This window comes from Halobacterium sp. BOL4-2 (assembly GCF_016917835.2).
In the GTDB taxonomy this organism is placed as follows: Archaea; Halobacteriota; Halobacteria; order Halobacteriales; family Halobacteriaceae; genus Halobacterium; species Halobacterium salinarum.
In genome coordinates this window covers 625,598-637,755 of sequence record NZ_CP070332.2, presented here as the reverse complement: position 1 = coordinate 637,755, position 12,158 = coordinate 625,598, and the positions used below count along the sequence as shown (strand labels likewise).

At 70.5% G+C, this 12,158-nt stretch carries 14 protein-coding genes; 6 read left to right on the top strand and 8 right to left on the bottom strand.

Annotated features, from left to right (window positions below; genetic code table 11):
- Positions 1-9: 9 nt before the first annotated feature.
- Together JRZ79_RS16535 and JRZ79_RS16530 are read left to right on the top strand one after the other, a co-directional pair.
- A complete protein-coding gene (locus JRZ79_RS16535) occupies positions 10-996 on the top strand; it encodes a transcription initiation factor IIB (RefSeq protein WP_010902609.1) in 987 nt (328 codons plus the stop codon).
- Positions 997-1,028: 32 nt separating this feature from the next.
- Positions 1,029-1,502, top strand: coding sequence for an NUDIX hydrolase (locus JRZ79_RS16530; RefSeq protein WP_205252580.1), 474 nt, complete (start codon positions 1,029-1,031; stop codon positions 1,500-1,502).
- Positions 1,503-1,517: 15 nt separating this feature from the next.
- Here the strand turns inward: JRZ79_RS16530 and JRZ79_RS16525 are convergent, their stop codons facing one another.
- Together JRZ79_RS16525 and JRZ79_RS16520 are read right to left on the bottom strand one after the other, a co-directional pair.
- A complete protein-coding gene (locus tag JRZ79_RS16525) occupies positions 1,518-2,600 on the bottom strand; it encodes an asparagine synthetase B (protein ID WP_205252579.1) in 1,083 nt (360 codons plus the stop codon).
- Positions 2,600-3,283 (bottom strand): PHP domain-containing protein, encoded by a 684-nt coding sequence (locus JRZ79_RS16520; RefSeq protein WP_205252578.1) that lies wholly within the window; start codon positions 3,281-3,283, stop codon positions 2,600-2,602. Before JRZ79_RS16520 ends, JRZ79_RS16525 begins: the two co-directional genes overlap by 1 nt.
- Before the next feature lie 115 nt (positions 3,284-3,398).
- Here JRZ79_RS16520 and purL point away from each other — a divergent pair, with 115 nt between their 5' ends.
- Positions 3,399-5,501, top strand: a complete 2,103-nt coding sequence (purL, locus tag JRZ79_RS16515) for a phosphoribosylformylglycinamidine synthase subunit PurL (RefSeq protein WP_205252577.1) — start codon at positions 3,399-3,401, stop codon at positions 5,499-5,501.
- Between the two features lie 7 nt (positions 5,502-5,508).
- Here the strand turns inward: purL and JRZ79_RS16510 are convergent, their stop codons facing one another.
- Together JRZ79_RS16510 and JRZ79_RS16505 are read right to left on the bottom strand one after the other, a co-directional pair.
- Positions 5,509-5,646 carry a hypothetical protein gene (locus JRZ79_RS16510; protein ID WP_010902604.1) on the bottom strand — a complete coding sequence of 46 codons (138 nt, stop codon included), beginning with the start codon at positions 5,644-5,646 and terminating at the stop codon, positions 5,509-5,511.
- A 52-nt stretch (positions 5,647-5,698) separates the two neighbouring features.
- Positions 5,699-6,124 carry a universal stress protein gene (locus tag JRZ79_RS16505; protein WP_070807663.1) on the bottom strand — a complete coding sequence of 142 codons (426 nt, stop codon included), beginning with the start codon at positions 6,122-6,124 and terminating at the stop codon, positions 5,699-5,701.
- 117 nt (positions 6,125-6,241) lie between these two features.
- Between JRZ79_RS16505 and hisF the strand changes: the two genes are divergently transcribed.
- Entirely contained in the window at positions 6,242-7,063 is an 822-nt protein-coding gene (hisF, locus tag JRZ79_RS16500) for an imidazole glycerol phosphate synthase subunit HisF (protein ID WP_010902602.1), read from the top strand.
- A 6-nt stretch (positions 7,064-7,069) separates the two neighbouring features.
- On the opposite strand, the gene JRZ79_RS16495 is transcribed toward hisF, so the two are convergent.
- The gene (locus JRZ79_RS16495; RefSeq protein WP_010902601.1) at positions 7,070-7,354 is read right to left on the bottom strand and encodes a DNA-directed RNA polymerase subunit L; all 285 of its coding nucleotides are present in this window, start codon (positions 7,352-7,354) and stop codon (positions 7,070-7,072) included.
- Between the two features lie 99 nt (positions 7,355-7,453).
- Here JRZ79_RS16495 and JRZ79_RS16490 point away from each other — a divergent pair, with 99 nt between their 5' ends.
- Complete coding sequence (locus tag JRZ79_RS16490; protein ID WP_205252576.1) at positions 7,454-9,250, top strand: rhomboid family intramembrane serine protease; 1,797 nt, start codon at positions 7,454-7,456, stop codon at positions 9,248-9,250.
- Here JRZ79_RS16490 and JRZ79_RS16485 read toward each other — a convergent pair.
- Both JRZ79_RS16485 and dph2 read right to left on the bottom strand, forming a co-directional pair.
- Positions 9,241-9,861, bottom strand: coding sequence for an METTL5 family protein (locus JRZ79_RS16485; protein ID WP_205252575.1), 621 nt, complete (start codon positions 9,859-9,861; stop codon positions 9,241-9,243). The genes JRZ79_RS16490 and JRZ79_RS16485 overlap by 10 nt on opposite strands.
- Positions 9,862-9,909: 48 nt before the next feature.
- A complete protein-coding gene (gene dph2, locus JRZ79_RS16480) occupies positions 9,910-10,944 on the bottom strand; it encodes a diphthamide biosynthesis enzyme Dph2 (protein ID WP_010902598.1) in 1,035 nt (344 codons plus the stop codon).
- A 107-nt stretch (positions 10,945-11,051) separates the two neighbouring features.
- Between dph2 and JRZ79_RS16475 the strand changes: the two genes are divergently transcribed.
- Positions 11,052-11,450 carry a YlbF family regulator gene (locus JRZ79_RS16475; protein WP_010902597.1) on the top strand — a complete coding sequence of 133 codons (399 nt, stop codon included), beginning with the start codon at positions 11,052-11,054 and terminating at the stop codon, positions 11,448-11,450.
- Positions 11,451-11,458: 8 nt separating this feature from the next.
- Here the strand turns inward: JRZ79_RS16475 and JRZ79_RS16470 are convergent, their stop codons facing one another.
- Positions 11,459-12,109 carry a helix-turn-helix domain-containing protein gene (locus JRZ79_RS16470; RefSeq protein WP_010902596.1) on the bottom strand — a complete coding sequence of 217 codons (651 nt, stop codon included), beginning with the start codon at positions 12,107-12,109 and terminating at the stop codon, positions 11,459-11,461.
- Positions 12,110-12,158 lie beyond the last annotated feature (49 nt).

Genomic DNA, 12,158 nt, shown 5'->3' with positions numbered 1-12,158 from the left:
AGCCCCACAATGACAAACCAGCGCACAACACGAGACGGGAGCCACGGCACGGAATCAGTACCCACGCAGCGCAGCCGTGAGTCCACCGACGAAGACCACGGGTGCCCGGAGTGCAACGGCGACCTGGTGACCGACGAGGATCGCGGGGAGACCACCTGCGGCGAGTGCGGCCTCGTGGTCGAGGAGGACGGCATCGACCACGGCCCCGAGTGGCGCGCGTTCAACGCCCAAGAACAGGACGAGAAATCCCGCGTGGGCGCCCCGACCACGAACATGATGCACGACAAGGGGTTGTCCACGAACATCGGCTGGCAGGACAAAGACGCCTACGGCAACACCCTGTCGGGGCGCCAGCGGCGGAAAATGCAGCGCCTGCGCAAGTGGAACGAGCGCTTCCGCACCCGCAACAGCAAGGAACGCAACCTCAAGCAGGCGCTGGGTGAGATCGAGCGCATGGCCTCCGCGTTCGGGCTGCCGGACAGCGTCCGGGAGACCGCCTCGGTGATCTACCGCCGCGCGCTCGGCGAGGACCTGCTGCCCGGGCGCTCCATCGAGGGCGTCGCCACCAGCGCACTGTACGCCGCCGCGAGGCAGGCAAACACGCCCCGCAGCCTCGACGAGGTCGCAAGCGTCAGCCGCGTCGACCGCGGCGAAATCGCGCGCACGTACCGCTACGTGGCCCGCGAGCTCAGCCTCGAAGTCGCACCGACGGATCCCGCGAGTTACGTTCCCCGGTTTTGCTCTGACCTGGAGCTGTCCGGCGACGTCGAACGGCGCGCCCGAGACCTGCTGGCCGCCGCCGCCGACGCCGGCATCACGTCCGGGAAGTCGCCGGTCGGCCTCGCCGCGGCGTCCGTGTACGCGGCGGCGCTGCTCACGAACGAGCGCGTCACGCAAAACGAGGTCAGCACCGTCGCGAACGTCAGCGAGGTCACCATCCGCAACCGCTACCACGAGATCCTGGACGCGGGCGGTGAACCCGGCGTGGAAGCGTAACCCATATTCGGGGCGTCGCGCCACCGCTGGGTATGGAAACCACGCGGCATTTCACCGCCACCGTCTACGTCGTCAACGACGGCGCGACGGCGCTCCACGAGCACGCCCGCCTCGGCCTCACGATCCCGCCGGGGGGCCACGTCGACCGCGACGAGCTCCCCCACGAGGCCGGCCTGCGGGAAGTCAGCGAGGAACTCGGCCAGGACCCGACCCTGTTGGGGGAGCGCCCCGAGATCCCGGCTCCCGCCGGGGTCGCGTTGCCGACGCCGCGCTACCAGCTCTGTTACGACATCAACGTTCACGAGGACGGCTCGGTGGGCCACCAACACATCGACCACGTCTACTTCGGGACGGTGCCGACCCGCACGGTCGCGCCCGACGACGGCGAGGCACCGCCGGACGCCTGGGGGTGGTATTCGCCGGCCGCCCTGCGCGCGGACGCCGCCGTCGACCCGGACACGGCGCGGATCGGTATCGAAGCCATCGAAGCGGCCGCCGGGGAGTAACCCCCGGCTGCCCGGTCACTCCCCGATGCGGGCCTCGACGTACTGTGTGACGTGGTCGTCCATGCGGCGCTTGAACCCCGCCTGGCGGGCGAGCCGGTCGACCTCGCGGGCGACCAGGCTGCCGTACTGCACGGCTTTCTTGTCGCGGTCAGCTACCGCGTCGGGCAGCCACGATCGGGCCGCCTCCCGGAGCGCGCGTTTCCGGGTGTCGCCCGACACGAGCCACTCCCCCGGCAGCGCGAGCGCCGCGCGCACCACGTCGTCGTGCAGCAGCGGCGTCACCGGCTCCACGCCGGCCGCCCGCAGCGCGCGCAGATCCCGCTCCAGTTGGGCCGGCAGCGACTGCACCGTCTCCCGGCGCGCACCGCGCACAGTGTCGGCGTCGGTGCGCGGGTCGGTCGGGGCTTTCGCGACCTTCGCGTACCCACCGAACAGCTCGTCGGCCCCCTGCCCGACCACGAGGCGGCTGTGGCCGTCGGCGGCCGCCCGGGCGGCGACCAGGAACAACGGCAACGCGATCTGGACGGCCATGGCGTTCGTGCGGCCGATCGCCCGCGCCACCGTCGGCACGGCCGCCTCGATGTCCGCCAGCGTCACTTCGTGCACGCGCAGGTCGTCGGCACGCCCCATGGCGGCCGCCGACTCGCGGGCCGCCGCGATGTCGCTGCTGTCCGCGTAGCCGACGACGTACAGCGGCGCGTCCAGCGCGGCCGCGGCGAGCGCGGAGTCGACGCCCCCGGAGAACGCCACCGCCAGGTCGTCGCCCGCAGGAACGCCCCCGAGCGCGCCCGCAACGGCGTCCCGGACGCGCTCAACCGGCTCGTCGCCGGTCGGCGCCGGCTCCGGGAGCGACCACACCGGCCGTCCGCTGCCGGTCGCGCCCGGCGCGCGGACGTGGCCGGCCGGCAGGAGCGTCGGCGCAGCGAGATCCCGTGGGTCGTGGCTCCACTCGTCGCCGTCGACGTAACACAGCCGGCGGCCCAACACGTCCCGTGCGAGCCGGCCGTCCGGCAGCTCGCCCGCGAACCCGCCGGTCCCGGGCAGCGGGTCGCCCGACTGGACGGCGTCCAGCACCGCGTCGGGGGCAGCGCCCCGCATCAGAAGAACTCCGCGAGCCGGTTCGTGATCCGGCGCTTCGCGCCGCCGGCCGCCTGCCGGAAGCTGATATGCCACGGGGTTCGTTTCCCGTTGACCGTGGTTTCGCCCGCCCGGATGGCGTCCAGGATGGCCTCGACCGTGTGGTCGTCGGCGTCGATCCGCGTGACCGCCTGCCCCACCATCTCGGCGATGTGCGCGTCGCTGCCGGCGGTCATGGGGCAGTCGTTGTGCTCCGCGAACGTCTCGGCTTTCCGGTTCGCGAGCCCGGTCAGCAGCCGGGAGTTGTACACCTCGATGGCGTCCGCGGACGCCAGTTCGCGCCGCGAGATGTGGGGCGCAACGCCGCTGCGCGAGGACTGGAAGGGGTGGGGGACGATGGCGATGCCACCGCGGTCCCTGATCTCGGCCAGCGTCTCGGCGAACGGCAGCCCGGCGGGCACGGCGCGCTCGACACCGATGGCGAGCACGTGACCGTCCGCGCTCGTCACCTCCATCCCGGGAATGCCGACGAGACCGTAGTCGGCGGCCAACTCCGCGGCCCGGAGACTTGCGTCTATTTCGTCGTGATCTGTCACCGCAAGCGCGTCGAGCCCCACGGCCTGGGCCTGCTCCAGCAGCATCTCGACGGGGTCACGGCCGTCGTAGGAGCGCTCGGAGTGCGCGTGGAGTTCGACAGACAGCACAGTCAACGCTTGCCGTGGTGGGAAGAAAAACGACTCGGTACCGGTGCGCCGCCGAACACACCACGACTATGCATATAGAAACGACTAAACCACCCGAGTTATACCACGAAAGTGAATGTCTCTTGGTGACTCGGATCGGGAGCGCGTCGTGGCAGCCCTCGGCCGCGACCCCACACCCGCGGAAGCCGCGCTGTTCGAGAACCTCTGGAGCGAACACTGCGCGTACCGCTCCTCGCGGTCGCTGTTGTCCGCGTTCGACAGCGACAGCGAAGCCGTGGTCGTCGGCCCGGGTGACGACGCCGCCGTCGTGCGCGTCCCCGGCACCGACCAACTCGTGACCGTCGGCGTGGAGAGCCACAACCACCCCAGCTACGTCGACCCCTACGACGGTGCCGCCACCGGCGTCGGCGGCATCGTCCGGGACACCCTCTCGATGGGGGCCTATCCCATCGCGCTCGCCGACGCGCTGTACTTCGGTGACTTCGACGACGAGCACGCCCGATACCTCCTGGACGGCGTGGTCGAGGGGATCAGCGACTACGGCAACGCCATCGGCGTCCCGACGGTCGCCGGGGCCACGCAGTTCCACGACGGCTACACCGGCAACCCGCTGGTGAACGTCGCGTGCGTCGGCCTGGTGACCGAGGACCGACTCGTCACGGCGGCGGCGAAATCGCCCGGGAACAAGCTCGTGCTCGTGGGGAACGCCACCGGCCGGGACGGCCTCGGGGGCGCGAGCTTCGCCAGCGAGGACCTCGCCGAGGACGCCGAAACCGCCGACCGCCCGGCCGTCCAGGTGGGCGACCCCTACACGGAGAAACTCCTCATCGAAGCCAACGAGACGCTGGTCGACCGCGACCTCGTGGTCGCCGCCCGCGACCTCGGGGCCGCCGGGCTCGGCGGGGCGTCCTCGGAGATGGTCGCGCAGGGCGAACTCGGCGCGCGCATCACCCTTGATGCGGTCCACCAGCGCGAGCCGGAGATGAACGCCATGGAGATCCTGCTGGCGGAGTCCCAGGAGCGCATGTGCTACGAGGTCGCCCCAGCCGACGTCGACGCCGTCCGCGAGGTCGCCACGCGATACGACCTGGGCTGCTCGGTCATCGGCGAGGTCACCACGGGCAACTACGTCTGCGAGTTCGACGGCGAGACCGTCGTCGACGCGCCCGCGACGGTTCTCGCGGACGGAGCGCCGGCAACCGACCAGCCGTCGACGGCACCCCACGCGCCAGCCACGGACCGGCCGGATCCGACGCTCGGGACGGCCATCGACGCCGTGCTCTCGGCCCCCAACACCGCGAGCAACGAGTGGGTGTACCGCCAGTACGACCACGAGGTCGGCGCGCGAACCGTCCAGCGCCCCGGGGAGGACGCCGCCGGGCTGGCGCTGCACGAGGCCGACGACGGGACGACGGTCGCGCTGTCCGCGGGCGCGAATCCGGGGTGGACGGCCTGCCAGCCGTACGCCGGCGCGTACGCCACCGCCGTCGAGAACGCCACGAACCTCGCGGCGGCCGGTGCCGAGCCGCTGGCGGCCGTCGACTGCCTCAACGGCGGCAACCCCGAGGACCCCGACGTGTACGGCGGCTTCGAGGCGATGGTTGCGGGGCTGGCGGACGGCTGTCGTGCGATCGACACGCCGGTCGTCGGCGGCAACGTCAGCCTGTACAACGACTCCGCGACCGGCCCCATCGCGCCGACGCCGACGCTCGCCGTGGTCGGCTACCGCAACCAGTACCCCGTCCCCGGCAGTGGCCTCGCCGGCGACGGGGATCTCGTGCTCGTCGGCGGGCACGCCGACGGCCTCGGCGGATCGGTCTACCTCCAGGCGCTGGGTGGCACCGACCAGTTCCCGGCCGCCGACGCAGCCGGCGTGGACGCCGTCCGCGAGGCCGCCACGCGAGCGGACACGCTGGCCGTCCACGACATTAGCGACGGTGGACTGGCGGTCACGCTCGCCGAGATGGTGACTGCGGACGCCGGCGCGACCGTCGCCGTGCCCGGGTTGGCGGCGCTGTTCTCGGAATGCCCTGGTCGTGCGGTCGTCGAAACACGGGACGCCGACGCGCTCCAAGCGGCCCTTGATGTGTCCGTCGTGCGCCTCGGGTCGGCGACCACGGACGGCACGCTGTCGGTGACCATCGACGACGAGACTGTGACGCGGGACGCCGCCACGATCCGGGATCACCGCGGCGTCATCGCCCGCGAGCTGGACTGACCGGCGATTACACGACGACGGGGACGGCGTACGCGACCGCCAGCCCAACCAAAAGCACGATGAGCCCGTTCGTGACCTGTCCAATCGAGAACTCCTGCATGGGCGCGGTGACGCGGCCCCCGTCGTCGCCGTGATCGTCGGACATACGCGGCGGTTCTCGGCGCCCGCACTTGGCAGTATCGAAGCGCAGTGACTGCCTACCGGACGATGTGCACGTCGTAGCGGTCGTCCGCGGAGACGCCTTGCCCCACGGAGGTGAGGCCGCCGACCACGTGGCCGGCGTTGTCGCTGCCGACGAACACGACCGTCGCGCCGGCATCAACCGCGAGCTCGCGGACGGTGCGACTGACACGCCCTCGGGGCGCGTATGCGTCCAGTACCTCGTACTCCACCGGCACGCCCGGCGCGATCTCGTGGACGTCCGCCGCGATCGCGGCCGCAACCGTCCCGACATCGAACGACTCGTCAGCGCCCAGCCAGCCCCGGTCGCGGGCCATCGCGGGATCGCGTTGCACGGCGGTGACAGCCACCACGGCCGCGTCGGCGGCGTCGGCGAACGTGACGGCACGCCGGAGCGCGGCCTCCGCGAGCGGCGAGCTGTCGAACGCGACGACGTATGTCATGGGTTCGCCTGGGCGTTTGGGCCCCGTCAGCGTTTCGAGATCCACACGCCACGCCAGGGGAGCGCGCGGATCGGACACCTTATCCGGGTCTCGGGTGTACGCCGTCGTACCCGACCGATGACACTCACCAAGCGCGTCATCCCCTGCATCGACGTGGACCTCGACGACGACGGGGAGCCCGCAGTGTACACCGGCGTCAACTTCGAGGAGCTGGCGTACACGGGCGACCCCGTCGAGATGGCGAAGCGGTACAACGAAGCGGGCGCCGACGAGTTCGTGTTCCTCGACATCACGGCCAGCGCCGAGGGCCGGGAGACGATGCTCGACACCGTTTCGGCGGTCGCCGACGAGGTGTTCATCCCGCTGACCGTCGGCGGCGGCATCCGGGACACCGACGACATCCGGGAGACGCTGCGCGCGGGCGCCGACAAGGTCTCGATCAACTCGGGCGCGATCGCCGACCCGTCGCTGGTGGACCGCGGCGCGAAGGCCTTCGGCAGCCAGTGCATCGTCATCAGCGTCGACGCCCGGCGGCGCTTCGACGAACAGGGCCAACACTACACGCAGGTCGACGGCGAGTCGTGCTGGTTCGAGTGCACGGTCCACGGCGGCCGCGAAGGCACCGGCATGGACGCCATCGAGTGGGTCCAGGAGGCACAGCGACGCGGCGCGGGCGAGTTGTTCGTGAACTCCATCGACGCCGACGGCACACAGGACGGCTACGACGTTCCGCTCACGGCAGCGGTCTGTGACGCCGTTTCGACGCCCGTGATCGCGTCCTCGGGGTGTGGCGCGCCCGGCGACATGGCCGACGCCTACGACGCCGGCGCTGACGCGGCGCTGGCGGCGTCGATCTTCCACTTCGACGAGTACAGCATCGCGGAGACGAAAGAGACGCTCGCTGACGCCGGCTATCCGATCCGCGCCCCGGACGCGTGAGCCGGCTCAGACCGCGGCTTCGAAGGTGTCCGCGAACGACTGGAGTTTCTGGCTTGTGTGGCCGGCCGCCGCCTGCAGGGCGTCGACTGGGTCCACGTCGCCGTCGGTTTTGATCGTGAGCAGCGGCTCCGTCTGGCCGCCGGACTGCTCGGGGTTCATGTCGTAGGACGCCGCGGTGACGCCGTCGGTCTCCAGCAGCGTGCCCTTCAGCACGTTCATGAACGTGTGGTTCTCCCCGGCGACTTCGATGGTCAGCTCCGCGTCGTCCTTCTCAATAACCCGCAGATCCATGGCTCCGGTTTCGCCCGTCCGGCGTTTCAACGTTTCGAACGGCCGACCCGTCGGGGTGCGCCCGCTGGTTTATTACGTCCCAACACGGAGACGTGATGTATGCACGTGCCGTCGGACGCCGCCGCGGTCGTCGCCCTGACGGCGGTCGGTGGTGTGCTCGCTGTCAGTGTCGTCCCGCGCTTTCGCCGCGCGCGGTGGCTCGCCGGGACTGCCGTCAGCGGGGTGCTCGCCGGGCTCGTCGTGGCGGGGAGCAGCGGCCTCCTGGACCTGTGGCGGGCCGTCGGATACGCCGCCGTCGTGGTGTTGCTTGCGACCGGCACCGCCGTGTTCACCCGTGGACCGGGCCGCGACGCCGTCCAGGCGGTTCGGTCGCGGCTCCTGTTCGGCGTGCCCTGGGGGACGCTGCTGGTTGCCGGGATCGTGGCCGGGTTCTACACGCTCGTCCAGCGCGGCCCGGACGGCACACTGCTTGTGGTGCCGTTCATCTCGTGGTCGTACGCCTACCCGCTGGGCGTGCTCACGTCGCCGATCGCCCACGCCAACCTCGGCCACGTCACCGGCAACCTCATCGGCACGCTGGCGCTCGCGCCGGTCGCCGAGTACGCGTTCTCGCATTACCCGACTGCCCGCGGCACCGCCGCGTTCGGGTCGTGGCGAACAAACCCCTACGTCCGTGCCGGCGTGGTGTTCCCCGCCGGCGTGCTCGCGGTGGCGCTTCTCACCAGCGTGTTCTCCTGGGGCGCGGCCGTCGGGTTCTCCGGGGTCGTGTTCGCGTTCGCGGGGTTCGCGCTCCTCAAATACCCCCTGGCGACGGTGGTGGCCGTCGCCGCCCGGGACGCCATCTCGGTGTTCTGGCGGACGCTGTTGGAGCCCGTGACGTTCGCGTCGGCGTCCCAGTCGTTCGGGCCGCCGTGGTGGGCGGGCGTCGCGGTCCAAGGTCACCTCTTCGGGTTCCTTCTGGGCGCGCTGGCGGCGGTCGCGGTGCTCGTGCACCGCGATGACCACCCCAACCCGGCCCGCGTCTGGCTGGGCGCGGTCGTGATCGCCACGTCGCTGTCGCTGTGGGCGGTGTGGTGGTACGGCCGGAGCGCCGAGTACGTGCTGTTCCGCGCCGGCGGGCTGTTGCTCGTGGTGGTGCTTGCGGTCGTGTTTGCGGTCGTCGCGGGCACGCACAGCGGCGTTACGCTCCCCGGACGGGGCGGCGAAACCACCGCGACGGCGCGCAAACTCGCGGCGGCGGCGCTGATCATCCCCGTGGTGACGATGGCGTTCGTCGCGGTGCCCGTGAACCTCACCACCGTCCAGGACGCGAACGTCGCACAGTCGGCGGTCTCGGTCAACGGCTACGAAGTCACGTACGCCGAGAACGCGACCAACAAGCGGGTTGCGGCGGTCGACATCCCGTACTCGGGGGCCGCGACGAACGTCTCCGCCAGCGGCGTCATCGTCGCCAACCCGGACCGCGGCATGTGGACCGAACGCGTTGGCACCGACGAGCTCGCGTTCCGTGGTGACGCGGCCATCACTGTCGGCGGGCTGAACTGGCGGGAAACCGTCGGCGTGCACCGCGAGGGGTGGGTCGCCACCGGCGGCCAGCCGGTCTACAACGTCTACCTGCGACCGCCGGACGGCGGATCGTTGCGGCCGGTGTTCGCGTCGGCGAACCGCACCGCAGCCCCGGTGTTGGACGGCCGCCACGTCCGGCTGAACGCCGACGCCGGGCAGTTCTCGCTGACGGTGCTGCGAAACGAAACGGCGCTTGCCACCACCGGCGTGCCGGCGGCCAACGCCACCGCCACGGCGGGCGGCCTGACGTTCGAACATACGGCCGGCCGGCTGCTCGCGCACACCGGCAACACGACCGTCACGGTCGCGCACAGCGAATCCTACGACTGACGACCCCAATCCACGCGGAACAGTTCCACGTCGAGGACGGCGCGGTCCTGGGTGTGGAAGGAGAACTGAGCGGGCACCGCAAACTCGGCGGCGAACGCGTGGGTGACGGTTCCACCCCGGTCGCCGGCGAACGACTCCACGAACGCCTTGCTGCCGGCGTTGTGCACGGAGTACGACACCGCCGCGACCTCCGAGGCGGCCGCCAGGAACGCCCGGTCGGCGTGCTCGGCACCGTCCTGCGCGCCGAACGGCGGGTTCATCACGACGGTGTCGACGGCTGCCAGCGGCGGCCGCGTGGCGTCGGCCACCGTCCACTCGACGCCCACACCCGGCTCGACGCGGGGTTCGTTGGCCCGGCCGACGGCCACCGCGTCGGGGTCACGCTCGACCGCCAGAACGCGGTGGGGACTGCGGGTCGCCGCCGCGATCCCGAGCATCCCCGTGCCGGCTCCGAGATCGGCGACCGTGCGACCGGCGAGGTCGTCATGGAGGTCGGCGAGCGCGATGAGCTGGGCGGCCAGCTCGGTCGGTGTGGCGTACTGTTCGAGCCCCGGGTCCGGATCCCGGAACCCCTCGACTGCGCCGAGTCGCCTGGCGAGCGCGCGCTTCACGCTCCACCCGTGGTGGGCGGCGGCGAAGAACCCTGCGCCCGCACGGCGCTACCAGGTGCCGTGGAAGGTGTCGAACGAGAGGTCCTCCAGTGGCTTGTTCCCGACGGCGATCTCGTACTCGCCGGGGGTCAACATCGGCTTGTGGAACTGCGGGCCGTCGTCGGTGGTGATTCGCGGGCAGCCCGTGTTCACGAACGCGTCCATGTCGAAGTTCATCAGCCTGTCGGGGGTCACCTCGTCCATCGTGATGAGGTAGGCGTTGTCGTTGTTCTCCACGATCTCCTCGGCCTGATCGAACCGGCCCTGGCCGATCTTCGTGCAGAAGATCACGCCCCACTGCTCGGCGTCCATCGCCTTGTGGACGGACGCGTAGCGCTCCTTGAGGAACTGCTCGGCGTCCGCGATCGACACCGCGTTGTTGACCGGATCCGCGATGACGACGTTCTTCTCGGGGTGTTCCATCGCCAGGCCGAGCGGATGGAACTTCCCGCCGCCGACGTACAACACCTGGTCGGCGTCGATGTCCGCGCTGGCGTAGTTGCAGCCAAGCACCTGGCCCTCGTTGGTGAGGCGGTCGTCGCCGCGGCGCGTGTGCACCGTGTACCCGCGCTCCTCCAGCCACGTGCGCATCTCCTCGAACTGGTTCATGTGCTGGGCGGTGGTCACCAGCCCAACGTCGCCGTCGTGGAGCTCGTCGCGGGCCTCCTGCATGATGGGCTCGACGTCGACGTTCGAGAACAGCGGCACGTAGATGATCGAATCCGACTCCTTCATCGGGGAGTGCCCGAAGTGCACGAACACGTCGGTGCGCCGCATCAGATACGTGTCGAGGTCGCAGGCCCCATAACAGGGCTGCCCGGACAGCATGATGCGGGTGTCGTCCAGGCGCGCCCGCAGGTCGTCGGCGACCGCTGGCCCGCGGCGCTTCAACCCCTCGGGGAACTGCAGGCCGACTTTCTCGGCGTCTTTCCGCTCGACCTCGTCGACGATGCGGTCGAGCTCGTAATCCCACGTCCGGTCGTGGCGCAGCGAGAGTCCAGTGTTCCGGAGATCGCCCGCCGACCGTGCCTCCTCGTTGCTCATTAGCTGCGGTATGGGGGCTTGCTCGTTTAACCCCCGTGGTTCGCGGTACGGGGGCGGCGTTCGGGGGTTCCGGCAGTTTGAAACGATGCCAGCACCAACCTCGGCGTATGAGTGTTGAGACCGACGCCGCCGGCCCCAGCGCGGACCACGCTGCGGACGACCTCGCGCGCCAGCTCGGCGACGCGATCGCCGACCTCCCCGAGTACCGCCGCCTCATGGAGACCAAGCGCGCCGTCGAGACCACCGATGAAGTGCAGTCTCGGATCGAGGAGTTCGAGCAACTCCGCCAGGAGTTCATGCTCGCCCGCCAGTCCGGGGACGCCGACGAGGCCGCCCTCAACCGCGTCCAGGAGGCCCAACAGCACCTCCACGACCACCCCGTGATGGCGGACTACCTCGACGCCCAGGACGCCCTGGAAGCACGGTTTGAGGGACTCAACGACCTCATCAGCGACCCCCTGGACGTGGATTTCGTCGGGGAGTCCGGTGCCTGCTGTCAGGACTGACGGCGCCGTCAGTCAACGGCGTTGGCGGCGAGGTTCCGCGTCGCGCGGCGCAACCGCTCGCTCGCTGACTGCTCGGTGACGCCGAGCTGCTCGGAGACCGCCGACAGCGACGCCGACCGCGGCACGTCGAGGTAGCCCACGTCCAAGGCGACCCGGACGGCCTCTCGTTGGGCGTCGGTCAGCGGGTCTTGATGGGTGGCGTCGGCCTCGGGGACGCCGCTGTAGATGCAGTGCAGCGTGAACGCCACCCCCTGGCTGGTGCAGATCTCGCGAAACGACGCCAGTGCGTCCCGGTCGGGGAACCGAACGCGAACGAACCACACGCCGTTCTGTGACTCGACGTGCAGCTGTGCGGCACCGAGATCCAGCCACTCGGTGTACATCTGGACCTCCGACGCGTCGGCGTTCTGGTAGCTGTACAGTCGCCGATCGGCCAGCTGATCCAGCAGCGTTACCGAGGTCGTGGTCGAGTCAGCCCGCATCGCGTCGTCGAACGCGGACAGGTCATCGCCGATCGCCCACGCGACCGTTTTGACCGTGTCCCCACCATCAGCCACGTCGACGGATTCGACGTCAAACGTCACGTTGGGGACGCTGGTGGTCGCCTCGTAGAGGATCATGCGGGGCGACGACATCGACAGTTCAGCGATGACGCTCATCACATCGTACACGTGTCCACGTGCTGTTAAGTGCCCTGGCCGAACCACC

What these genes read in the sequence shown, in the direction of transcription:
- JRZ79_RS16510 (WP_010902604.1), bottom strand. Translation starts at nt 5,646, where the DNA reads ATGTCCGACGATCACGGCGACGACGGGGGCCGCGTCACCGCGCCCATG.
- JRZ79_RS16505 (WP_070807663.1), bottom strand. Translation starts at nt 6,124, where the DNA reads ATGACATACGTCGTCGCGTTCGACAGCTCGCCGCTCGCGGAGGCCGCG.
- JRZ79_RS16475 (WP_010902597.1), top strand. Translation starts at nt 11,052, where the DNA reads ATGAGTGTTGAGACCGACGCCGCCGGCCCCAGCGCGGACCACGCTGCG.
- JRZ79_RS16495 (WP_010902601.1), bottom strand. Translation starts at nt 7,354, where the DNA reads ATGGATCTGCGGGTTATTGAGAAGGACGACGCGGAGCTGACCATCGAA.
- hisF (WP_010902602.1), top strand. Translation starts at nt 6,242, where the DNA reads ATGACACTCACCAAGCGCGTCATCCCCTGCATCGACGTGGACCTCGAC.
- JRZ79_RS16535 (WP_010902609.1), top strand. Translation starts at nt 10, where the DNA reads ATGACAAACCAGCGCACAACACGAGACGGGAGCCACGGCACGGAATCA.
- JRZ79_RS16490 (WP_205252576.1), top strand. Translation starts at nt 7,454, where the DNA reads ATGCACGTGCCGTCGGACGCCGCCGCGGTCGTCGCCCTGACGGCGGTC.
- dph2 (WP_010902598.1), bottom strand. Translation starts at nt 10,944, where the DNA reads ATGAGCAACGAGGAGGCACGGTCGGCGGGCGATCTCCGGAACACTGGA.
- JRZ79_RS16470 (WP_010902596.1), bottom strand. Translation starts at nt 12,109, where the DNA reads ATGAGCGTCATCGCTGAACTGTCGATGTCGTCGCCCCGCATGATCCTC.
- purL (WP_205252577.1), top strand. Translation starts at nt 3,399, where the DNA reads ATGTCTCTTGGTGACTCGGATCGGGAGCGCGTCGTGGCAGCCCTCGGC.
- JRZ79_RS16530 (WP_205252580.1), top strand. Translation starts at nt 1,029, where the DNA reads ATGGAAACCACGCGGCATTTCACCGCCACCGTCTACGTCGTCAACGAC.
- JRZ79_RS16525 (WP_205252579.1), bottom strand. Translation starts at nt 2,600, where the DNA reads ATGCGGGGCGCTGCCCCCGACGCGGTGCTGGACGCCGTCCAGTCGGGC.